The following is a 23,747-nucleotide window of genomic DNA, read 5'->3' on the forward strand; positions in this document are numbered from 1 at the left end:
GAAAGTTAATTCGAGAGCAATAAGGGAGGGGGGCGGCAACCGGGTGGTTGCCGCCCCCCTTGCATAGCTAGTTGGTCTTGGCCTCGTGGGGGATGCCCCCAGTGTTGGTGCGCGCTAGCGTATACGTTACGTAGTCGGAGTGCGCATAGCCGGCGAGGTTGCTGGCGTTGACCGGCGTGTCGTTTACGCCGCCACCGGACATATGGGCCGTAAGCACCAAGCGGTAGTTGGCATAGGTCTGTCCAGTCTTCTCGACATTGGTGTTCACCTTGACGCGGAAGGCATGCTTAAAGGCAGGGCTGTTGCCGTCACGCGTGGCGAACGTACCGCTCGGCTTGCTATCGGTGAACACATAGCTATTGCCATCAGGCGACACCTCACCCGCGCCTAGGTGATCGCTGCCGAGCACCGACAGGTAGTTCGCGATGCCCTTCACGTCCCCATACGAGCCGTCATCCTGCCGCTGCTGCAAGGTCAGCGTATAGGTCACCTCAGTAGCATTGGAAATCATCGCATCGGCGCCCGCGAGCTTGGAGAAATCATACGTCCCCACCAGAGCGATCTCGCCGTCGGCGGACTTGAGGTCATCGATGTTGATGCCCAGCTGCGACTTCTTTGAAGCCTCGAGCGCAATAGTCGATGAGCCCACATCCATGCGGTAGTATCCAGCGCGACCATCATTGTATGCCGAGTTGCTACTGGTGCTGAGCGTGTCAGCATGCGTAGAGAGGTACGCACGGTAGTTTGGCTTTGTGTACTTATCTTTGCCGCTATTCTGCGAAGCGATAATACCAGCCTGGCACGCAGGCTCCGTCATGGTTAGAGTCGCATTCATGGTGATGGTGAACTTGCTGCCATGGCTCTTGGCAATCTCGCGAATGCCAGAGAGATCGATGGCCTTGCCACTGGCATCGGCAAGCACAAGCGACATGTCGCCGCCCGTTGCAGACCAGTCTTTAGCAGCAATCGCCGGCGTTTCCGTCGTGCCGGCATCAGTCCACTTAGAACCATCCCACGTGTAGTAGTTGTTCCCCACCATCACGTAGAACGAATACGTGCCCTGGGTTCCAGTCGGGTAGCCATGCGCGCCCGCGGCGCTGCTGCCCTGGTAGTTCACGAGCGAAGAATCCAGCTGGTAGTACAGCGCATCGGTAGTCGTATATTCCTGCTCGCCAAACGTGACGGTGTCGTCCACATCCATATCCAGCCGATAGGTCGTTCCTCTCACGGCCATCTGGTTGGTGCCCGATTTGTTGTCCACCAAATTATGCTGGAAGTTCGTGGCAACGCTATACGTCGAGGCGGTGTTCTCGTGCGAGTCCTTCGTCTCATCTTTATTACGAAGCGTGTAGTTAAGATGCGTGTTCACGCTTGTCTTAACCGATGTACCGGTATATCCGTTGACGCTGGCCGAGCCCTTTGGCGTGCGAACAACAAGATAGAAGCTCTCACTCTTGGGCTGCTCGCCGGCCTTCTTCTTGGGAACCGTCAAGCTGTAGAACGGTTTCTTATCCGTATCGGTCTTTACGCGGTAGTAGTCGTTGCCGATCTTCGCGCCAGCAATACCGGCTAGTTCGGCTTCGGTCTTCCCGTCTTTCTCCTTATCGGTCAGCTTAACCCACGTGCCGTCGTCCGCTTCTGTTGCCGTCGCGCCCATGGTCTCGCTGAGCCATTGCTCCATATAGTGATTTCCGCTGGAGTCCTCAAAGTCCGTCAGCGCAACCGATGCGCAGGATCCTCCCTCGGGCACCGTGTAGTGATATTCCTTGTTATTGTGCGCCGCATCCACGAGCGTCAGCTGTGCGCCCACAGGCAGCGCCCCCTTTTTTCCGCCGAACTCAATGCGCTTGTTAAGCGGCCTCATGTCGCCGCCGCTTGCCAGGTGCGTATTCCAGCCATACTCCGTCTCCTGGGCATACGCCTTGTTGTATGTCCAGGTAAGATAGCCCGTCATAGTCTCGCCGCTGCTAATGAGCACGTGCTTGTCGTACTTGGTGCTGTAGTCGGCGCTGTTGAAGTTCGAGCCCTCGGAATACGTTGCCGTAAAGTTAATCTCGAGCACGCGCTTGACGATGATGGGCACCATAACCTTGTAGCTCTGGCCGGCCTCGGTAAAGGTGACGGTGAGCAGGTTGAAGCGGCCCTTGCCGTTATCCCAGTTGGAGTTAGCACTGATCGACAAAGAAGATCCGCTGCCCTTAACGTCGAGCGCCTGGTCGGCAACATTGGTTTGCTTTACAAAGACACCGTTCTTGAGCTGGAACACGTCGACCGTTGCCGAAACGTGCGATCCTCCTGCGTTCAGGCGCAGCGCATCCGAATAACCACCGTTGGTAACAATGTTGAGATAGTCCTTAACGGTATCCGAGTCGTTGCCCGAAAGAACAAGGACGTCGGGGTTGGCATTCGACTTTGTGGCATCCGTGTCATTGTTTGCATTGAACTTACCGGCACTTGAGGCCAAGTAGTTCGAGGTGTTTTGATAGGCGCCGTCTTTGTCGATGCCACCGATATTGTTGTAGGTGTAGCGGCCGGTGACATTCTTCACCGCTTCGTCCTGGATAGTCGATGCACCAGAAACGTTCACACCGTCACCGAACAGATAACGATCGGTGGTGTCGTTGTCGGAGGCACGCACCGCCAGCTTGCTCACGGGGCTCGTGGTCACGTAGGGCGAAACAGCTGCAGTCGTGCTGTCGGCCGCATCAGCGCCGTACAGCGTTTTGCTCGTTTCCGACTCAGTATGCGTGTCATTAGTAAGCGTGTCATTATAGTCACCAAACGCGATATACGACTTCTTGTTTACGTTAGCGACGGCGCTGTCATTGAAATACTTAATCGGTTTTTGAGCCGTAGAATTGTCAGACCGATCCTTAAGTATGATATCGACGCCCGCGGCGTAGAGACCTTTGAAGTCCGCCGCCTTCTCTGCAGTATCACCCAACAAGAAGCCTTGACCGCCCGGCTGCTTAAAATCGTTTTCGCGAATTAGAACGTTAGCAATCTTAATTGTGCCGGAAGCGGCACCGACAATGCCACCGGAATGGTTTCTCAGGTTTCCATCACTATGGTTCCACGTTGAATTAAGCGTTCCGAACGAGCAGTTCCGCACGGTCGTATTCGTAACGATAACATTGGTTGCACCCTGGCCTTGGCAGTTTCCAAGGATGCCGCCACAACGAGCGCCATCAAATTGCACGCCATCGACAGTGATATTGTTGACACTCAGCGTGTTTCCATTTGATGTTGCCCCCACAAGGCCACCAGCATGCTCGGTTACGCCCATGCGAATCTTTTCAACCGTACAGGAATTAAGTGTCACGTTATTTCCTGTCGATCCAATAATGCCTCCCGTGCTTGTGGCATACGAATTGACAGTATTTTCCGCCGCGTGCAAAGAGCCAAAGTAAGTGGGCGCTTCTTCCGAGGCCTGATTGGTTGATGTCACCTTAACGCGATTAATATTAGAAGCATAGGTTACCGTGCGTCCCGCAATTCCGCCCACGCCAAGCGCCTTGTGGTTAACAACAAGGGACACATCTTTGATCGTTGCCACCTGGCTCGCATTTTCGCCCTGCCCGGTATTCACAACTAGAGCACCTCCCGTAAGGCCGAAGATGCCTCCAGCAGTGCTGCCCGTATCCTGCGAATCGCCTGCCTTCTCAACAACGTAAATAGTCGAACTATCGGCAACGGTTTTGTCTTTCGACACCCACATGCCGCAGGTGCCCGAATTGATATATCCTACAAATCCGCCAGCATTTGAACGTGCGCTAACGGCGATTCCACTGTATGAGCAGTCATAAAGCTGCACCGGAGAGGATGTTCCTCCGTAATTCACAATCGAACCGTTGGCGCCATCGGTACTGCGCGCCATAAGGCCGGCACTTCCGATGAGGCCACCGGCCATGCAGCCTCCAGATACAGCGCTGTCAGAAATGCTTACATTTTTGAACACGCCATAGGCGACCCCGTCCGAGCCTCCCTGATTTGCAGTTGAGCCCGTAAGACAGCCGGTCCCCACCCAACCGCTTTTTGTATTGCTCGTCGACTTGGATTGCTCTTTCCCACTCAAAGATACATAGGCAAGCGAAATATTGCAGTCGTTGAAGTTGAGATTGCTTACGTTTGCGTTGCCATTTGCTTCGATACTTCCCTTATTGAATGCACTCGAGTAGAACTTGATAGTGCTGAACAGGCCGCCTACGCCCGCCACACAGTAGTCGTCATCCACGTATTCGCGCGTGTTGTTCGACACTTTGATTGTTGCGCCGTTGCCGTTGACAGTGGCGATACCAGGAGTAATGAAATCTTTATCATTGACCTTTTTGTCGGTCGCACATGCATTTGAGTAATAGCGGCCCGAAAGGCCCAAGAAACCCGAGCCATAATCCCTCATGTCATAGGTCACGCCCTGCTCAAACTTCAGATCCATGCCGCAAACGCCCATCGCGCACACACAGCCCGTGCGCCAATCGGTTGCATATTTCTTCACCAAATAGGGCGAATTAACATCTTCTCCGTCTCGGCCGTCTAATGCGCCTTGGTATGCCTGGTTACCCGGCGCCTTAAGGTCGTCATTGATCGAGATCTCAAAATCGCCCGCCGCAACATCGTCAGGCTTTCCAACCGCAGTGTAGCTCGCGTTGCGCACCTTGCCATACCGCTCATTTCCGAACTTGTATCCCGTTGAGGGAATATCACCATGGACGCTACTGCCCTCATATGCATGCGACCCGCGATACGTGCCTTTGCCGCCTTCCGCCACATCGGTGTGAGCAGCACCAGCGCCCGCACCGCTATTGATGATGGCAGGCAGCACGAGCAGGCCCTGTGAATCTTTGACTGTGGTTTGCGGAGCATTGTTGTTTTGCCGACTGACATTCCAGCTGTATTTCTTATACGTATCGACTGTGGTTACGCAGCCGGTGTCGTTCACGTTGAGCTCGTTAATCTTGTAGTTAGCGTCTCCGTTATCAACAGCGCAGCCCTCGCTAAAGGCATAGCCATCAATCACGCGACCAACGTAAGGGTTGTCGTACAGCCGGAAGTTACCCGTTCCAAGGCCCTGCGATTTGTTGCTGGCTCCAGCGCGCCAAGACGTCCCTGACATATTGCGGAAGATTACACCGCCGCCCGCGATGGCGCCGACGTAACCGCCGATGGGAACAAGATATGGCTTAGTTCCGCCACCAGTAACCGTAAAGCCAGTTGTGGGGTTATCGGCCGTCGTCCCATTCACGACCACGCCATCGATAATGTTATCGCCGCCAAGGATGCAGCCGATAACGCCGCCGAAAAACGCCGCCGGGACACCGTCGGCATCCTTGGCATCCTTGGCGGGATAAGTAATAGTCGCCTGCGCGTTCACATAGTTGATGTTGAGGCTGCGCACAACGCTGCCGTAGCTATAGGGAATAAGGCCGCGAAGCGAACCCTTGTTATTCTCTATCTTAATGGTTGCGTTTTTATGATCGCTGCCAAGGTTACCAACGATGACGCCCCTAAACGGGTTGGCCCTGTTTCCAAAACCGCCAAACAATGCACCGTCGAGAGTAATCGTATTGCCCTCAGCAGGCTCGATGCTGTAATACGCGCTCTGCATATAGCGGTGCATGGTTTCGTCGCTCAGCGTCGGTGTGGAATCGGTCGACGCGTCTCCGGTCTTCTTCTCCCATTTATTATCGGTACCGTTCGCCTGCTTGTAGACGTACGTAACCTCATTGTTGGTCGAGTGATCGCTGCTGCGGCGGGTGCAGAGTCTACCCTGGTCGGCGACAATGGTGACCTCCCAGCCGTCAAGCGCCGTCATATTATTAATGTAGTTGGCAATGGCATTCATCTCCGCCGCGTTTGTGACGGAATAAGGATCGCCGTAGGTACCACATCCCGTTACCAGCTTTGGAATGCGCTGGTTGACCCTAATTTCGTGGTACTGAACGCCAGGCTCGTCGGCTTTTCCCTTATAAACATAAGGAAGGAAGTCACCAAACACGGGGGCATCGACATTCGCCGTCTTATCCCCAGCCTTCACCAAGCCATTAGGGGTGTCATACGTCGCTTCGTCGTAATACCAAAGCTGCTTGCCGGAGTATTCCTTACCCTTTGCATCGATTTCGCTTCCGTACGTCACCATTCCGGCATTGGCATCGGCCTTAGTAAAGGTGTAATCCGCAGAGCCCGTGCCCGTACTTTTGTAGCCAAAGCTCTCCAGCAGGCTCGCATGGGTGAAAATCGTATTGCTATTTTGGCTGGGCAAGCTGATTCGCTCAAACTTTGCCGTCACCTGATCGGCCTCACTGCCTACACCAAGCTTTCCGAATAGCGACGTAGCCGCCTTGGTGCCACTCGTGTACCCAGTAGGCTTGATGTTCTTCGCGTTCAGGCTCACGTACTTCTGCATCTCGTTGATGAGCAGAGGCATATAGGCGTTAGCGTCCGTGGCGCTGTTGGCGCCGTCGACAATCAGATTGTTGAGCGTAAGGCCGTCGATTGAGATCTTTCTCATCGTGGTGCCCTTACTACCGATGGACCCATACACGTAGCGGCACACGAGTGCGCCCGATGAGCTTCCGTCCGCGCCAATAGCGTCATCAGGGCTCTTTCCGTCATTGATAACGGGCCCAACGGTACCACCCAAAGTGACACTATTTACCGTGAGATCGCCGTTTTCCACCGTTCGAAAAAGACCGCAGTGCATGTTCTCGTGCTGGGTGGCATCAGAGTTTAGCTTGTTGCCATTCTGCTCGGCCTTGATCTTGGAGTAATAGAAGGTGATGGCCGCATTATTAACCGTCACGTTTCCGATCGGTTGAGTAGGATAGTAGCTGTAGCCGGCCAAATCGATTGTGCCGGTTATGGTTATGGAACCATCAAGCCCTGTCGTACCATCGGGAACGATTGTCGAACGAATACCGGCGGGAGCATAGCAGAAAGCAGACCATAAGAGCAGCTTGTCCGCTGTATTGATTTGGCCGCCGCTAAAGCCGCCTTTACACATATCATAGGCTCTGTCGAGGTTGTAGAAGTAGCGGGTATTGCCGTTCGTTTTGTGACTTTGGCCGAAAGTCGAGCGGTTCCGGTAGCTGTTGTCATGTGTGGCATCGCCGTCCATGTCCAGCTTGTCATTCTGCGTGTGCAGCGAAACGACCGTGTTCCAGTCGGCGTCCATGAGTTTGCTACCTTTGTTTGGTTTTACACCGCTGCCAACCCATTCATCGAAAGACGTTACACCCGGCGCAACGATGGACCCCTCGCCGCTGGGCACCCTATAGGCGGTCTCCCAATAAGCCCTGTCCTCCAAGTACAGACCTATGTAGTTCTCGACGCCGTATGTCGTCTTATTATCCACCTTGCAGCCACGACAAACCAGAACGCCGAGCGTCTGGGCGGCGTCTGCATGAATGGTTGTGCCCGAGAGATCGATGGCGTAGTTGTTGATAATCCAGTGACCACTGGCTGCGTATACGAGGCCGCCGACCTCGGTAGAGTCGTTTGCAGTTACAGTCGTGCCGTTAGAAGTTTTGAGGGCATAGGTGCTGTCGCTGTTGTTCACGGCAGTATTGCCAATGGTAACGGTAGTTTTGCCCCAGCTGTAGCCCAAAAGGCCACCGGTGCCCTTGAACGCATCACCGTTCCTACCGACGTTCATCTTGAACGCGCTGAACGAAAGGCCCAAAATGTTCACGTACTTATCAGCTGAGCCGACTATTTCCCCTGCATTGTAGGTACTCTGTGCGATGCAGCCGATAAGACCGCCGACCTGGGCGATCTTGCCGCCGGCGCAATCGCCGGTTTTGATTTCGCCGCCGACTTCGAGGCCCGCAACATTGAATGTCGAAGCGCAATCGCTCACATAGCCGACGGCGCCGCCAATGCGAATATTGCCGTTAAGCGTTCTAGCCGCAGTGATGGTCGCTTGGGCCTTGCTGTTACCCTGAAGCGTAACCGTGGAAGCTGCCGACACGCTGCCTGCAATTCCACCAACGTTCACATCATTAGCCAACGTATCATCGCACGCGATATTCGTCTTGCACGTTGCACCAGACAGCGTCAGACCACCCGCAACGGTACCCGCAAGCGATCCGGCGTCAATGCCCACGCCGTTATCGGACTTCATTGAGCCCGCGATGGTGACGTTGGAGATGGTTGCACCGTTAACGGCCGCGAACAAGCCCAGACGGCCGTGGCGGTAGATTTTGCCGTTGCCGGCACTGATGTCGTCGGCGCCCAGAGGGGCGTTCCCGCGCTTGCCGTACGCCTCGCCGACGGCAAGGTTGATTGTGCCGTCACCGTTCAACGTTCCCGAGAAAACTTGCGAGCCGTCTGCACGATCCTGCGTGAAACCCGTCAGGCCCGTGCCCGTGAGATCAATAGTGTCGTTCACCGTAATGGTCGAGGACTGTAGGCCATTCAGATTATTTTCGGTAACGCCGTTAACCATCGAGTAGTAGCCGTTGGTTTGCCAAGTAATCGCAAGCTTGGCGAAATCCTCAGCTGTGGTTAGGGCGTAGGCACCGTTGGTCTGCGTCAACGATGCCGGCAAGGTCAACTTGTGAGTGCTGGGATCAAGCGTAATAAAACTATCGCCCAGGCGAATAACCTCGCCGTAGGTCGCGATGTCATCCGTCTTTGAGGCCTTGCCGCTACGCCTGAAGGTCCAGCCCGTAGCACCTTCGTCGGTCATGTTGCCGTTAGAGCCATCGCCGACAGCAAAGAGCAGCGCGTTGTTGTTCTCGTATACGAGCTGACCGGTCGTAGCGTTCTCGGCAAAACTTGCGCCCGATAGATCCGTGATGCCGCTAAATTTGATTACGGCATTCCAGGCGGAACCCGCAATGCCAGCTGCACGATTCTTTACTGCACCACCAATGGCCTTATCACTCGTAAGCGTAAAGTCACGCACGTCGAGCGCGTTGCGCGTGTCGACAACACCCACGGCGCCACCGAACTTTCCGGTATCCGTTCGCGCCGAAGCATCTCCCTTGCACGCAACCGTCACGCCGTTAAGCACGACAGCAACAGGCTGCGAGTTGGGATTCGCACTATCGCCAACATAGCCAACAACGCCGCCTGCGTCGGACAGCTCGCTCGCAAGGTCAAACGCAATTGAGCACGTTTGCTTATCCGCATCCTTTTGAACAACAAGAGCGCGTAGCGACTCATCGTCACCTTTTGCCGTCGCGAACACCTTGCCGACAAGACCGCCGTAGCTGCCGCTAACACCGCCACCTTTTCCTGAGGCGAGTTTGCTCTTGTACGCCCCGCCTTGCACCACGATGTCGCCAGTAGAAATATCCGCCATGCCAAAAAGAGCGCCGGCGCGCTGCGACGCACCAAGTGTCACAAGGTCGCCTAAGTCGAACATGTTGGGCTTAACGGTAAATCCCCGCGCAAAGCTTACGTCGCCGATGACGCCGCCAGAACAAGCGCTGCCCTCATCGCCGACGTTGCGCGCCGGTTTAATCGTTGTACCATTGGCAATAGTGAGGTTGAGGCTGGTTGCCTTACCGATAAGACCGCCGCTAGCAGCCCTGCCTTTGACGCTAAAAACAGAGAGGTCAATATTGCCGTTAATGGCCACGGTCGCGCCGTTGCCGCAGACGCCGACGAGGCCACCGGCGCTTGCACCGTCCTTGGTCGTCTGGATAGTCGGGTCCCCACTGTAAGTGCCCGGAAGCGTTAGCTTCTCAACGGAAAGAGGTGCGGCATCTGCAAGAGTATTCACAAGCAGGCCAGCATTATCGGTTTTAGATTGGATATTAATGGCAAGGGTTTCGTTGCCTTTCGCCGCATAGTTCACGTCGAGCCTGAGTTCTCCCGACACGGAACCCAAAAGCGGCGAAGACAGGGTGGCCGCAGTGATGTTAACTGCCAGCTTATGGTCCCCGCCGTTAATCGTCGTCGCGACAACGGGATCGCTGGTCGTGCCCTCCCAAGTGAGCGCAAGCGTCATATCCGTGGACAGCTCAACATTATTAAACAGGGGCCTATTTAAAACGATAGGAGAGGTCCCCAAGTCAAAGCTCCCCTTAAAAGGCGTGTTCGGGGCACCAAGGCCCAAGAAGGAAAGGGCCTTACCGTCCGCCGCCGTCACCGTGTTACATAGATTGAGGCCTGATCCCGTCGCGCCGCCCTTCGTGAGAGCCGCATCCTGGTAAATGGCGGGATCGACGTTGGAGAGCTTAATCAGATCCTCGCTGGTTCCAATGGTGACTTTGGTTACCTTATCGCCTTCGACAGTAACATTGGCATCACCAATAGCGTCTTTCAGCTTATCAACCGTGCTGTACTCATACGTGGTGTTTGCCTGTGCAGCGGCATCTGCGTCCGCGTCATTCGTCTGCCCTTCGTCAGTGGCACCGTCATCGGCAGTCGCATCGTCTTGGGATGCGTCGCCTTCCGTTGAGGCATCGCCACCGCCGGCTCCATCGGTCATGGAATCCTGCGACTCGCCGGCGTTGGTTGAGCCGTTGCCGTCCTCGGTAGTGCCCGTATCGGCGCCCGGAGTCGTCGCGGCGTCATCAGATGTTGCTTGGTCGGCATCTTGCAACGCACTGGCCACGGTATCCTGTACGGAGCGGGCCGTATTGCCCGCGGCACGCGCGGCGGAGACGGACGCCTCCATAACGGTGTCGAGCTCTTGCGCGAACACCTCCGTGGAGGGCGCGAGCGCCTGGAAAATCATGATTGCAGTCAGGCATGCGGTTGTTATGCGCTTTGCCGTTCTCATCTGATCCTACCTCGTTCTATCTCATGACCCGTGCGGGGTCTCAAAATCTATGCTTGCGGCTTGTTCTACGCGGCCTTGCACTCTACAACGATGTCGCCCCAGTTGCCGGGTGCATCCTTCGCACGGTAGAAGGTAATAATCTCCGACCCGGGATTCATGGTGAACGTGACCGACCTTTCACTTTTATTTTCGGTCGCGCCGGAATGATTCATCACAAAAAACGGGTCAAGCTCAACCTTATCGCCCCATATAAGCTTGACTTTTGTTGGGGAACCTGTAACGGTCACGCGATAGTTGTAGGCGTCAAAGCTGCCAATGTTCTTGCCTTTATCGACACACTCGCCCGAAACGCCCGAGGCCGTTACCTCCGCGCGCTCGGCAGGCGCAATCTTGGCCGCGAGCCATTTAAGGTTGGTTCCGGGGCTGTCGGGGCCGACCTTGGCCTTGACCGTGAAGGACGCTGTGTTGAGGTCGTCTTTGTCAAACGTAACCGTATAGGTATACATGGTTGCCTTGTTGGCAGGGAAGGAAAGATCGACCGTGCCGTTCGTCGTCAGCGCGGGCGTACCGTTAACACTCCAAGTACCCGTCGTGCCCGTCGCCCTCACGCTCAGTGTCGCATTGACATCCTTGTCATTAACCTTGTTCTTGTCGCCCAACAGATGGTTGTAAATGCGGAAGGTAAAGGAGCAGGTTTTCTTACCCGTATCGGTGTCGACGACGACGCTTCGGACGGCAATCTCCCCGTCATCCAGGCTCTCGTTTGTGTAACCCGCAAGCATGTCCGAGGCAAACAGCGCCTGCGACGTGCCCGAGACAGCAACCGACTTAAGGAAGTCGCCCGCCAAAAAGGCCGTGTAGGTAAGGTAGGTACCCGTCACAATCGCGACGGCACAAAGCAGCACCGCAACCGCCCACAGACGCTTGCGCACTTTGGTAACAGGGGGCGCCGACTCCACCAAGCAAGACTTCGCCTTAGAATCATCAACCTGCGCAAAGTGTTTGCCAACAGGCCTTGCGGTTTCATTTTGCTCGTTCTTGTCTTTGCTCATCTGGCACCCCTCCCTTCCTGCTATTAGTTGGCGTTCGTGCCGCGAGCGATTAGGTACACCATGTCGGTCTCTTTGACATTTGAAACCTTGGCACTACCTGTGGTCACAACGCCTGGATTCCACGTACACTCGATGATGAAGTTTGTGGCGGCGTTGGCCGTTTTGTTCTTATCGCTGTAACCGTCGAGCTCTCTCTTTGCGAACTTGTAATACCGATAGAGCGGGCGCGCGTTTTTCTGAACGCTCTTATACGTGCCGTACGTTGGGTCACTGTCGGAAAGCTTTTTAGCTAAGCTGTTTGTCTCATCCGCGCTATTGATAAAGGTGAACGAAATCGGATCCCCCGTCGTGCTCCACGAATACGGTTGATTGAGCCCATCGAGACCGACCACGGTGCCGCTCGTATTGCTCGGATCGTTGACCGTTACTCGGTAGACGTTGATTGTCAGCCCCGTGATATTCGTTGTGTTGGCAACCTGCAGCTCAAACGCTTGACCGCCGGCAGCGGGATCGTCGGGATTGTCGCTCTGCACACAAAACGCGCGACGAACGGTCACGGTACCGTTAGAGTTTTTCACATCACCGCGCGACTCGTCATACGAAATCTCGATGGGCTCGATGCTCGTCTGGTTGGGACCCATGATCTTCAGCTGCGCGGGCGTTTGGATCTTGCCCACCGTGGACAGACTTTTGCTGCCCACAAACCACGAGAGCGACAAGCCGATGATAAGAACGATTGCCGCCAGCAATATCAGGACCGCAAGGGCCTGTGCGCGGTGGTTTTCTATCCAATTGCGGGCATCGCCGAGGCGCGTTTGCATGGTGTTCATGAGCTCATGCCCTCCTGAGCGCTCATTCTAAGTTGGATGCATTCGACCTTATTGCCGATCTGCTCGTCAGCATTGTTGTACAGCGCCGAGCAGATGGCGGTGTCGCCGAAGGACATGTTAGACGAAACCGCGGGGGCGTTGGCGACTCCCCCACTACTTACCGTGCCGTAAAAGTAGTTCGCTTTATGCGCGTTCATATCTGCCTGCAGAGTGCTGTAGTCAGTTGTCTCCGCCGCAAACAGATTCTTGTAGTAATTCGTGTTGCCCGTAAGGACAAAGTTCTGAAAGTACTCCGGCCATACCCAGTACAGATTGATAGTGACGGACTTGTTCGTCGGCTTGGTCACATCGCCTTTTTCGCAAAATTCGCTCTTGTGAATCTCGATCTTGCTATCAACCACGCGGTCCGAGTAATAGCCGTTCTTGCAGCTCGTAAAGAACAGCAAGTGGCCTTTTACCAGGCTGAGCAGCGTACTCGCATCATCCGACAGATTACCATCAGCTTCCTCATAGATATTGCCCTTGGCCTTAAGTATACGGGACAGGTTGATCGTGATATCGCCGAGGTTATCCGTGTGCGGCGTCACCGTAAACGTAATCTTGCCGCGAGCACCCGGGTACAGAGAGCCTGCGGTCTCGTTGTTCAGGTTGGAGCCGAGCGTCACCGTCATGCCATCGGCCGTATCCAGGCCGGCGATAGTATGCTTTTCCTCGGCCGTGCGCTCGTAATAGCCCACGTGCGCGTCAGGTTTGCCCTCGCCCGCGGCAGTTAGGGTGTACCGATCCGCCTTCGCCCCGATCGTACTCCCCGTGGCGCTCACCCGATTGTTCGCGGCAAACCAGGCCAAGCACGCAAAGATAGCAACGATGGCGGCCAGCACAAACAGACCACTCACCAGGAAATCCTTCCAGAAATCCTTGAGGGTCCGCACGTGCTCGTCGGCAGCTTGACGGTACTCGGCCGCTGTCTTGTGCCGCTGGAGCTCGCTATGTCGGTCCATGCCACTCATTGCTTACGTTTGCCCTGCTTGCAGGCGTGCCATCCTTTCGGCTTGGTCGTGCTCAATCCATTGCTCGCAGGTAGAGAATTCAGGCAGAATACAACACCGTACGATAAGGTAAAAGAATAGCATTGACCTGCGGTTCGCTCCATAACGCAAGCCTTAATGATGTCTTAAAAGTCGAGCCCTTGGTGTAAGGGAGCCAGGGGCGCTCTTATTAGCAAAAAGGCGGGGAGCACCGATACGGCACTCCCCGCCCACTCAACCGTGCGCGCATTGTTCGCGCAACGGTTCGCACGTCCATTCAAACTTTGCCTCATCTTAACCTCATCTTAGCCTCATTTGAGGTGAAGATGAGGTTAAGGGCGCGTTTAAGCTCGCCTGCCTCCTCGCACAAAACCGGGGCGGGACCTGCTGCGCTTGCAGGCCCCACCCCGGTTGATGGTCTACGTGCGCAGGGAGGCAGCCGGGCGAGGCGGATCCGTGCTACCGCCCCGCCTGGCCGCAATGTTCAACTACAGCTCGTTGGCCGCGTGATACGCCGTGCGAATAGCGCTCGCAATGTCGGCGGTGCGCTCGCCCGAGCAGTCGCCCACGCAGGTCACGGGCACCGTCACGCCGTCCAGGTCAAACGCGTTGGCCTTGGAGCCCACGGCCATCACCACATAATCGCAGGCGATCTTCACCGGCTCCTCGGCGCCGTCCTCGGTGGTACGAACAGCCTCCACGCCCTCGTCGGTAATGGCGGTCAGGCGGGTCTTCACGTGCTGCTCCACGTTATGCTCGGCAAAGTCGCTCATAATCAGCGGCAGAATGGTCTCGGACTCGCCCGCGGCAATCTTATCGAGCATCTCCACGATCGCCACCTCGCAGCCGTGCTGCAGCAGGTACTCGGCAGTCTCGGTGCCCACTAGGCCACCGCCAATGACGGCGACGCGCCCGCTGAGCTCCACCTTGCCGGCCAGCACGTCCCAGCTCGAGACGACCTTCTCCGAGTCGGCACCCGGAACGGGGATGACCACGTCGTGCGCGCCCACGGCCACAATCGCAGCGTCGGCGGCGTTGAGGTCCTCAGCGGCAGCGGCATGGTTGAGCTCGACCCTCACGCCCAGGCCGGGCAGAATCTTCTCGTAGTACTCGACCGAGCGCATGATCTCGTCCTTGCGCGGAGGCGCAGCCGCCAGCACAATCTGGCCGCCCAGATGGTCGCTCGCCTCGTAGACAGTCACGTCGTAGCCGCGCTTGGCCGCCACGCGCGCGGCCTCCAGGCCGGCAATACCGCCGCCCACCACGGCGATCTTCTTGTCGCCCTCGCCCGGCTTAATGGCGATGGTCGCCTCGTCGCCGTTCTCGGCATTCAGCACGCACGAGATGTACTTGCGGTTTTGAATCGCATCGACGCAACCCTTGTTGCAGTTGAGGCACTCGCGGATGGGCTCGCCCGTGGCGGCCTTCAACGCAATGTCGGGGTCGCACATGAGCGAACGTCCATGGGCGATGATGTCGGCGGCGCCGTCTTCCAGGATCTTCTCGCCGGCCTCGACCGAGACGACACGACCCACGGTTGCCACCGGCACGGAGACCAGGGCCTTGACGCGCTCGGCCACGGGCAGCGTCCAGTTGTAGGGCATGGCGCCCATGGGCGGAATGGTGTCGCCCATGTTGCCGGTGTGGTTGGCCTGCGCGACCTGGATCATATCGATGCCCGCGCCCTCGAGCAGCTTGGCAAACTCACAGGCCTCGTCGGGCAGCAGGCCGCCCTTGCCGCGCGGCGTGCCGTCGAGGTTCTCCATGATCACGGGGAGCTTGTACTCCACCATCAGCTGCGGCGCGGCCTCCTTAATGGCGGCGACGACCTCCAGCGCGTAGCGGACGCGGTTCTCGAACGAGCCACCGTACTCGTCGGTGCGCTGATTGAGGATGGCCGAGCACAGCGAACCCACCAGACGATCGCCGTGGACCTCGATGGCGTCGATGCCGGCCTGCTGCGCGCGAGCAGCCGAGGCAGCGATGGCCTCCTTGATCTGGGCGAGCTGCTCCACGCTGGCCTCGTTCACAAAGTGCTGCATGTCGTGGTGCAGCTTGGCATATGCCTGCTTGCGGATCTCGTTGGACTCGGCCATTTTGGCGGCAAAGGTCTCCTCGTCGCCGGCGGCCTTGGCCTCCTGCGCGGCCTTGGCGGCGGCCATGGAGCCCATGACCATGCGGCCAACACCGGGCACGTCGTACTCGGGGTGGAACAGCTGCAGCGCAACCTTGGCGCCGTGCTTGTGGACGGCGTCGGCCAGCGCCTTAAACGTGGGGATCTGGGCGTCGGTTGCCAGCTTGGGCGTGGGGCTCGCGGTCATGACGGGAGCGACGTCGCCGATGACGATGTAGCTCACACCGCCACGGGCCAGACGCTCGTAAAAAGCCAGGCTGCGCTCGCCGATGGAACCGTCGCGCTCCTCGTAGCCGGTGGTCAGCGGCGGGAACATAATGCGGTTCTTGAGCTCAAGGGGACCAACCGTAATGGGCTGGAGCAGCTTGGATGCAGGTGCGGTCATGGACATTCCTCTCTTGTAGGCGCGGCGGCGATGATGCCGCGTAGTTGTCTAGAGGATATGGCATGGGAGTACAGCAGCACAACGGAAATCGGCGGATAGCAGGTAACGGCAGGTAGATGGGGTGGGGCGGCCCGTCGGCTTGTCTCGATCTGCAACAGTTAGGCCCACTTTTGGCCTCCACCTGTTACAGATCGAGACAAACCAACCCGGCCCGCTAGAACATCTAAATCTGTAACAGCTACCCGGCAAAATCCGTCCCTCGTGTCACAGATTCAGATAAACGGAGCCCGGCTGCCGAAAAATCTCGTTCTGTAACATCTATCGGCCAAAAACGGCCCCACGTGTTACAGATCAAGACATTCCCCTCAGCCCATCCTCAACAATCTCAATCCGTAACATCTAGGCCCGCTTTTGACCCCTACCCGTTACAGATTGAGATTTTGTTTGAGATTTGCCGAGGGACTATATCCACGCGTCATCGAAGCCACTGCGACAGAGGTGCGACATTACTGCGACAGAGGTGCGACATTACTGCGACAGAGGTGCGAAATAGATCGACCACCTTACCTTATCGTGTAGAACTGTTTTGGGTCGTTATGGGATGAGCCGTGCCATTCGAGCAGCCCGTCTTCCTCAATTAACTTACCAAGCACCCGGCTTGCTGTGCGGCGATTTCTCCCGATGTGCGCTGCAAGCTCCCTTGCTGTCACCCTTCCGTTCGCAAAGGCCAACCTGACGGCGGCGAGCTCATACTCCCCCAATGAGGCGATCACCTCCGGTGATACCTTGTCCTCGAGAGCCTCGCTTCTCCTTACGGTTCTGGCAACGATATTGTTCTCAAGCGTTAGCTGAACCCTTGCCCCATCAGGTTCCGTGTAGACCGGATCATTGAGCAGAGAGTTTTGCATCTCGGTATAAATGCGCTTGACGCCCTCGTTTAGCTCCCGAACCCAACCAAATTCAACCAGCGTGCGCGCGATGCGTGGGTTGCGCGAGTAACGAGTGGTCCTCATGTTGTCGAGCGTCACGATATTGGGAAGCGCGCCTGGACTGATGATTTCCAAACGGTCGTCGAACATCGAGACCCGGATGTAGTCGCCGCGGAACGAGTAGTCGCGATGTGTCACCGCGTTGACCAAGCCCTCGAACCAGGCGAACTCAGGATACTCAGGCACGGTCTGGAATTTCCCGTCGGGCCCCAGGAACTGAAATTCGCGGAGCATGCTCGAGATGAGTTCGTAGGCGTCTTGGATCACCTTAGGCAGCGGCCCACAGAAGCTTCGTTCTTTCGTGATGTTGAGACGCTCGCCCGTCTCCATTTTGACGCCGTCGTAGCGCAGGACACGGACTCGCGCCTGTGGCATCATCGCGGACGGATCCAGCGCGAATAGCAGGGCTCCAGCAACGGTCAGCTTTCCGTCACGCATAAAACGACGACTTCTAAGGACCTGCTCGTCGGAAACTTCGGTTCCAAGAATCCCTTTGTAGCGATCAAGCACTTCATGGTCCACGTCATCTAGGGAGGAATCCTCAACAAGCTCGTCCTCGAAGATTCTCTGCCCCTTATCGTACTCGAGGGCAAATACCTGTTCGCGGCTGAGCCTCACGCTCTTGTCGTCCTGCCGCAAGAAAACCTCGCCGTCGCTCACGCGAGCAACAGAGTGGTTGGTCGAGGCATCGATGTCCAAAACGAGAATGAAGTCCCCCTCGCCCGAAGAATTGACCACGGGGATTCGGTCTTTGCGGACAATAGGGGTTGGCGTGCAAGTCGTGAGCGCAGCGCGCTCGAATTTCTCAATGTCGCGCGCGCCGTTACGCTTGAAGCCCGTTACCTCACCATTATCCTCGATACCAATAACGAGCTTGCCTCCCGCCGAGTTGGCGAATGCACTAATATGCTTCGCAATCTCCTTGTCATCCTTGCGGGCGCTCTTTCGATCGAAGTACTGATTCTCCCTGAGGGTGGAAAATAGAATCACATCGTTTGTCGCGATGGGTTGTTGCATTGCCGCCTCCTTACATGGCTCCATAAAGAAGTGTAAGTCAAAGGCATCGTATAGACGGCCCCTACATAGCGGCCCCCTTTATTGTTTTTAAGACGTCACTGTTTCTAGTTAAGGATCGTTAAGGGTCGTCGCAGCTCCTTCCAATTGGAGTCTATCAATCGACAAGTCAATCCATCCGGCCCGTGATTATCGATAGCCCGTCCGCCTCGCATAATAAAAAGAGTCAAGATTCACTCATAAAGGAGAGCAACAACAAAATCTCAACCTGTAACAGCTACTCGGCAAAATCCGTCCCTCGTGTTACAGATTTAGACAAACGGGGGCCGGCTGCCGGAAAATCTCGATCTGCAACATCTAACCGTCCAAATCGGGTCTACGCGTTACAGATCGAGATTTTGTTTGAGAGGTTGAAAACCGTGCCGAAAACATGGTCGTCAGATAACAAAAAAGCTCGCCGGCTAGGCCGACGAGCTGCAAGTTCTTGGTCGCGGGGGCAGGATTTGAACCTACGACCTCCGGGTTATGAGCCCGGCGAGCTACCAGACTGCTCCACCCCGCAATGTCTGGGCGCCTCATGTGCGCAAGAAAGAATATTAAGCGTGAGTTCGGTAAACGGCAAGGAAAATCTCGTAGAGCATAATTCCTTCATATTTAAAACCCCTCAGCCAATATCACCGTAAACGGATCACAGCCGAGCGCCGTCGACGGCGCGTATACAATGGTGCGCGTCCTTTTATGCCAACACTGGGAGTAGACATGCTGCTCGCTATCGATATGGGAAACACGCAGACGGCCATGGGCCTGTTTGACGGAGACGAGCTGGTGCAGTCGTGGCGTATGCCCACCGACCGTTCCTATACCGCCGACGAGATCCACGTACGCTTGATGGGCTTCTTTAAGATGTACGACCTCTCGCTCGGCGCGGTCGACGCGATCGCCTTTGCCGGCGTGGTGCCGCAGCTCTCGCGCGAGTGGCGCGCCGTGGCCGACCGCATCGCCGCGGACGCCATCGTCATTGGCCCGCAGACGGCGGCCGTGACCAAGCTACGGGCGGCACGCCCCCAGGCCGTGGGTGCCGACCGCATCGCCAACGCCGTCGCGGCAGAGACCTTCTACGGCGCGCCGGCGATCGTGGTGGACTTTGGCACCGCAACCAATATCGACGTCATCGACGAGGACGGCTATTACATTGGCGGAGCGATCGCGCCGGGCATCCGCATCTCCATGGACGCGCTTGCCGCCCGTGCCGCCAAGCTCGCCAGCGTGCCGCTCGAGGCGCCCGAGCACGCCATCGGCCGCGATACCGAGGAGTGCATCAAGGTCGGCGCCGTGTTGGGCGCCGCCGCCATGGCCGAGGGCCTGGTCGCGCGCATGAAGCACGAGCTGGGGCGCGAGGACGCCACCGTTATCGCCACAGGCGGCCTCGCTAGCATCGTCGCCGATTCGACCGACGCCTTCGACGTGGTCGACGGACAGCTCACCATCAAGGGCATCTGCGAAATCTACCGCCGCATGCAGGAGCTGGGATAGGGCGAGGGCTTCAGTCGAGCACGAGCGCGAGCGGCGAACCAGGCAACGTACCGGCCCCATTCCTCAAAATCGAAAAATACTTAGTTTTGAGGAATAGGCCTTTCTGCTATGCCTCGCTGCACAACCATCTCGCCAGGTCCACGACCTGCACCCCATCGCGATCCGTTGTCTCGTGATGCGTGCGGGCGAGAATCATCTTGGGGTACGCGTCGCCAATGCTCAGCAGTGGTGAAATCTCGTGTTCAAATGTCTTATCCGAGCTGATGTCGTCGCTCACCTGAATGTAGAGCTTCTCGCTTCGCTTGATTGCCACAAAGTCTATTTCCTTTTTATAGAGCACACCGACGTATACCTCATATCCGCGGCGCAGCAGCTCGATGGCCACCATGTTCTCGTACACGCGACCCCAGTCCATATCGCGTGTACCGAGCAGTGCGTATTTGAACGCGTGGTCTGCCAGGTAATACTTCTCGCCGCTCTTAAGGTATTTCTTGCCGCGAATGTCATATCGACGAACTTTATAGAAGGCAAACGCATCGCACAGGTACCCCATGTACGCACCGACCGTCTTGTTCGTTATCTTTAGCCCATCCACGTTCAAAACATCCGTAATGTTGCGTGCCGACGTTATGTTGGAGACGTTGTCCATCATGTAATCGGCAATGCGCAGCAGCGCCGATTCGTTTCTCACGTTATGCCGCTGCACGATATCTCTCACAATGAGCGTCTTAAAGACGCTGGAGAGATATTGATAGCGCTGCTCCTGCAGTGGATAAGGGTAAGAGCCAGACATACCGCCGGTTCTCGCGTACTCATCGAAGTCGCGATCGACCTCGCCGTCGTCGCCATAGAGACGATACTCCTCAAACGAGAATGGAAAAACCTCGATCTCGAACGTACGCCCCGTAAAGAGCGTCGACAGGTCGCTCGACAGCAAAAAGGCGTTCGATCCGGTAATGAAAATGTCGTACTGCTCGGATGCATGGAGGCTGTTGATCGCGCGTTCAAAACCGTCGCACATCTGAACCTCATCGATAAGCAGGAAGTTTTGCTTGCCGGACACTCGATGCTCTTTTACATAGGCGAGCAGGGCATGATATTCGAGCAGGCCCTCGAACTCGTCAAGGTTGTAATTGATATGGATGACATTCGGATTGGACAGATTTGCCTCCACGTAATCGCGGAGAGCCTCGAGCAATTTTGACTTACCGCTACGGCGAATGCCCGTTATGACCTTGATATCCGGCACGCCAATAAGGCTCGTCAATGTGTCCATATACGATGCTCTATTGATGAGTTTCATTGGCGGCCTCCTCGCGGGCTTTTATCGCTATTCCTCAAAAACAAAAAATTTTCAGTTTTGAGGAATAGGCTCTGTAACGAATATACCTCCCAAAAGACCGAGCTGGCTTAATCCTATTCCTCAAAATCGAAAAATTTTTCGTTTTTGAGGAATAGTGCGCTGGCAATCCATTCCCCAAACAAGCGAAGCCCTCCCCGGCGCAAGCCGAGGAGAGCTTCTGTTGTCATGTCTATCTTCTTTGGGCGCGAACGCCCTGCGCTACAGCCCGCGAATCCGTACGGCCTCGGGCGGAAACTCTTGCTCGCCGGCGTCGGTCTTAATGGTCGCACGACCCCAGATGTCCAGGCCCGCGAACACGCCCACCGCGAGCGGCAGGCCGTTGGGCGACACCGCCGCAACCTGGCGTCCCAGCAGCGGCACCATGTCGAAGTACTCACCCAGCACCGGGGCCAGCGGGCCGGCAGCGCCCTGTGATGTGTTGGCGGCAACCGCCCAGGCGTCAACGCGAGCGAGCATCGCCTCGGCCAGCGCCTCGGCCAGCGCCTCGTCGGCCATATCCACGCCAAGCTCGCCCAGCGCCGCGCGCTCAATATCCACCGTCACGGCACCGAACATGCCCGCGGCACCGGCACCGCCGTTCACGGCAACACGCGCGAGCGACGTCTCAAACGCAGGCGCGCCGCACACGATGTCACTCGGCCACTGGATGCCCACCTTGCCGGCAAGCCCCAGGCCCGGCGTTGCGGCCGTGCCCGCGAGCGCGTCCATCATGCCCATCGCGGCCACAAACGGCAGACCGTGGAAGGCGTGCATGTTCACATCGGGGCGTACGACCAGCGAAAACGTCAGCGATGCATCGCCCGCACTCCACGCGCACCAGCCCGCGGACACGCCCTCGCGGCCCGCGTCACGCGCCGCGTCGAGCTCGGTGGCGGCGACAACAGCATTCATCTCGATCATCTACATACGCCCCAATTCGCCCACGATATGGCCCACGCGATCCTCGGGCTCCTTGACCTCGACGCCGTTGTAGCGGAAGAACCGCGCCGGGTCGTGCATCAGGTCCTCGAGCGGCACCAGCACAAAGTCTCGCTCGCCGATCAGCGGATGCGGCAGGCGCAGCTTCTTGCCGCCGTGGGTCTCGCCGTCCATCCACAGCAGGTCCAAGTCGATGGTGCGCGGGCCGTTTGCCTTGGCCTTTTTGGAGCGGTCACGGCCCAGCTCGGCCTCAACCTTCATGAGCTCGTCAAGCAGCACCAGCGGAGCCAGCTCGGTCTTGATCTCGATGATGGCGTTGGCAAACGCGTCCTGGCGTGTCTCGTAAGCTGGCTCGCTCTCGTAGATGCGCGAGCAGTTGGACACACAGGTAAGCGGAATCTCGGCAATCATGTTGCGCGCGGCGCGGATGTTGTCGCAACGATGCCCCAGGTTGGAACCCACGGCCACAAACGCACGGCGCGGTTGCGGCTCGGCGACAGCCCAGTAACCGTTCAGGAACTGCGCAAAGCCAGCGACGTCGTGCACGCGCACGATGTTGGCGCCGGCCTGGATGGCGCCCAGGCACACACCAAACGTGGCGGCATCGCGCGCGGCGGCCTGGGTCACGCCCGAGACGGCGCCCACAAAGCGCTTGCGCGACACGGCGCACATGAGCGGATAGCCCAGCGACGCCATCTTGGCGGTCTCGCGCTGGATGACGATGTCTTCGTTGGCCGTCTTGCCAAAGCCCGGGCCGGGATCGATGCAGATACGGTCGCGCGACACGCCAGCATGGATGAGTGTGCGGGCCTGATCGGACAGAAAGCCCATGACGCGGCGCATGATGGGTGCAGAATCGGGCAGGGTAAAGCGGCGGAGCTGCGAAGTGGGTACATAGGCTTCCTCACGGCGGGCACTGCGGCGCATCATGGCGGCCAGGTGGTCACTGGGCTCTGGTACGGCTTCGGTAGCTGCGGGCACGGTCTCGGGCGCAGCGGCGGCAGGGGCAGCCTGCTCGGCAGCCGGCGTCTCTGGCTCGGACTCGGGCGCGGGCTCCGATTCGCCAAGCGGCAGCGAGGGCTGTACCACACCGCCCGGAAGCTTGGCTTCAACCTTGGGCTCGCCCAGCAACTTGCCGCGACGGCGACGGGCCGGCTTCTCGGCCTCGCGCGCGGCCTCGACCGCCGCTTCGCGTGCCTTCTCGGCAACAAACGCCGCAGCCGAGGTATCGAGCTGCACCGTCGCGTGCGTGCGTGCGGGTGCGGCGACCTCGCCGGCGTGCATTACGATAACGCCGCAGGTGCTCGTCTTAACGAACTCAACCATCTTGGGATCGGTGAAGCCCGTCACGTCGTTGACAATCGAAGCACCGCAGCGCACTGCCGCCTTGGCAACCGCCACATGACGCGTATCGATCGAGACGATGGCGCCCTCTTTGGCGAGCGCGCGCACGACGGGCAGCACGCGACGCGCCTCCTCGTCGGGGTTGACCGGGGTAAAGCCGGGGCGCCACGTCGACGTGGACTCACCGCCCACGTCGATGATGTCGGCGCCGGCATCGAGCATCGCCAGGCCGTACTCGATAGCGGCATCCTGGTCAAAGTGCTCACCGCCGTCGCTAAACGAATCGGGCGTCACGTTGAGGACGCCCATGATACGCGGACGGTCAAAGCTGAGCTCGTACTTTCCGCACCGCCATGTCTTGCTGTCGTTCGCCATGAACATCCTCCTAAAATGCCCACGTCGCCGCGCTCGGGCACAGGCGGCGG

The 23,747-nt window shown here is 57.4% G+C and carries 10 protein-coding genes and 1 tRNA gene; 1 reads left to right on the plus strand and 10 read right to left on the minus strand.

What is annotated here, in order from left to right:
* Positions 1–67 precede the first annotated feature (67 nt).
* From GT495_RS04395 to GT495_RS04425, 7 genes are all read right to left on the minus strand, one after another.
* Positions 68–10,732, minus strand: coding sequence for a hypothetical protein (locus GT495_RS04395; protein WP_161161639.1), 10,665 nt, complete (start codon positions 10,730–10,732; stop codon positions 68–70).
* Between the two features lie 65 nt (positions 10,733–10,797).
* On the minus strand, positions 10,798–11,784 hold the full coding sequence (locus GT495_RS04400; protein WP_161161640.1) for a hypothetical protein: 987 nt from the start codon (positions 11,782–11,784) through the stop codon (positions 10,798–10,800).
* 23 nt (positions 11,785–11,807) lie between these two features.
* Positions 11,808–12,614: a hypothetical protein gene (locus tag GT495_RS04405; protein WP_161161641.1), complete on the minus strand. Its 807-nt coding sequence runs from the start codon at positions 12,612–12,614 to the stop codon at positions 11,808–11,810.
* Positions 12,611–13,615 (minus strand): hypothetical protein, encoded by a 1,005-nt coding sequence (locus GT495_RS04410; RefSeq protein ID WP_161161642.1) that lies wholly within the window; start codon positions 13,613–13,615, stop codon positions 12,611–12,613. The genes GT495_RS04405 and GT495_RS04410 overlap by 4 nt, the downstream gene beginning before the upstream one ends.
* Before the next feature lie 515 nt (positions 13,616–14,130).
* Complete coding sequence (bilR, locus tag GT495_RS04415) at positions 14,131–16,161, minus strand: bilirubin reductase, long form (RefSeq protein ID WP_240128092.1); 2,031 nt, start codon at positions 16,159–16,161, stop codon at positions 14,131–14,133.
* 563 nt (positions 16,162–16,724) lie between these two features.
* On the minus strand, positions 16,725–18,167 hold the full coding sequence (locus tag GT495_RS04420; protein WP_161161644.1) for an ATP-binding protein: 1,443 nt from the start codon (positions 18,165–18,167) through the stop codon (positions 16,725–16,727).
* 482 nt (positions 18,168–18,649) lie between these two features.
* Positions 18,650–18,726: transfer RNA gene (locus tag GT495_RS04425), tRNA-Met, on the minus strand.
* Between the two features lie 197 nt (positions 18,727–18,923).
* On the opposite strand from GT495_RS04425, the gene GT495_RS04430 reads away from it, so the two are divergent.
* Complete coding sequence (locus GT495_RS04430) at positions 18,924–19,697, plus strand: type III pantothenate kinase (protein ID WP_161161645.1); 774 nt, start codon at positions 18,924–18,926, stop codon at positions 19,695–19,697.
* A 106-nt stretch (positions 19,698–19,803) separates the two neighbouring features.
* On the opposite strand, the gene GT495_RS04435 is transcribed toward GT495_RS04430, so the two are convergent.
* The 3 genes from GT495_RS04435 to folK form a co-directional block, all read right to left on the minus strand.
* Positions 19,804–21,000 carry an ATP-binding protein gene (locus GT495_RS04435; protein WP_161161646.1) on the minus strand — a complete coding sequence of 399 codons (1,197 nt, stop codon included), beginning with the start codon at positions 20,998–21,000 and terminating at the stop codon, positions 19,804–19,806.
* Between the two features lie 258 nt (positions 21,001–21,258).
* Positions 21,259–21,960 carry a hypothetical protein gene (locus GT495_RS04440; protein ID WP_161161647.1) on the minus strand — a complete coding sequence of 234 codons (702 nt, stop codon included), beginning with the start codon at positions 21,958–21,960 and terminating at the stop codon, positions 21,259–21,261.
* The gene (gene folK, locus GT495_RS04445; protein ID WP_161161648.1) at positions 21,961–23,697 is read right to left on the minus strand and encodes a 2-amino-4-hydroxy-6-hydroxymethyldihydropteridine diphosphokinase; all 1,737 of its coding nucleotides are present in this window, start codon (positions 23,695–23,697) and stop codon (positions 21,961–21,963) included.
* Positions 23,698–23,747 lie beyond the last annotated feature (50 nt).

The organism is Collinsella sp. BIOML-A6, assembly GCF_009875845.1.
Classification (GTDB): domain Bacteria; phylum Actinomycetota; class Coriobacteriia; order Coriobacteriales; family Coriobacteriaceae; genus Collinsella; species Collinsella aerofaciens_H.

Excerpts from the sequence above, each read along its gene's own strand:
- GT495_RS04395 (WP_161161639.1), bottom strand. The coding sequence starts at position 10,732 with ATGAGAACGGCAAAGCGCATAACAACCGCATGCCTGACTGCAATCATG.
- GT495_RS04400 (WP_161161640.1), bottom strand. The coding sequence starts at position 11,784 with ATGAGCAAAGACAAGAACGAGCAAAATGAAACCGCAAGGCCTGTTGGC.
- GT495_RS04405 (WP_161161641.1), bottom strand. The coding sequence starts at position 12,614 with ATGAACACCATGCAAACGCGCCTCGGCGATGCCCGCAATTGGATAGAA.
- GT495_RS04410 (WP_161161642.1), bottom strand. The coding sequence starts at position 13,615 with ATGGACCGACATAGCGAGCTCCAGCGGCACAAGACAGCGGCCGAGTAC.
- bilR (WP_240128092.1), bottom strand. The coding sequence starts at position 16,161 with ATGACCGCACCTGCATCCAAGCTGCTCCAGCCCATTACGGTTGGTCCC.
- GT495_RS04420 (WP_161161644.1), bottom strand. The coding sequence starts at position 18,167 with ATGCAACAACCCATCGCGACAAACGATGTGATTCTATTTTCCACCCTC.
- GT495_RS04430 (WP_161161645.1), top strand. The coding sequence starts at position 18,924 with ATGCTGCTCGCTATCGATATGGGAAACACGCAGACGGCCATGGGCCTG.
- GT495_RS04435 (WP_161161646.1), bottom strand. The coding sequence starts at position 21,000 with ATGAAACTCATCAATAGAGCATCGTATATGGACACATTGACGAGCCTT.
- GT495_RS04440 (WP_161161647.1), bottom strand. The coding sequence starts at position 21,960 with ATGATCGAGATGAATGCTGTTGTCGCCGCCACCGAGCTCGACGCGGCG.
- folK (WP_161161648.1), bottom strand. The coding sequence starts at position 23,697 with ATGGCGAACGACAGCAAGACATGGCGGTGCGGAAAGTACGAGCTCAGC.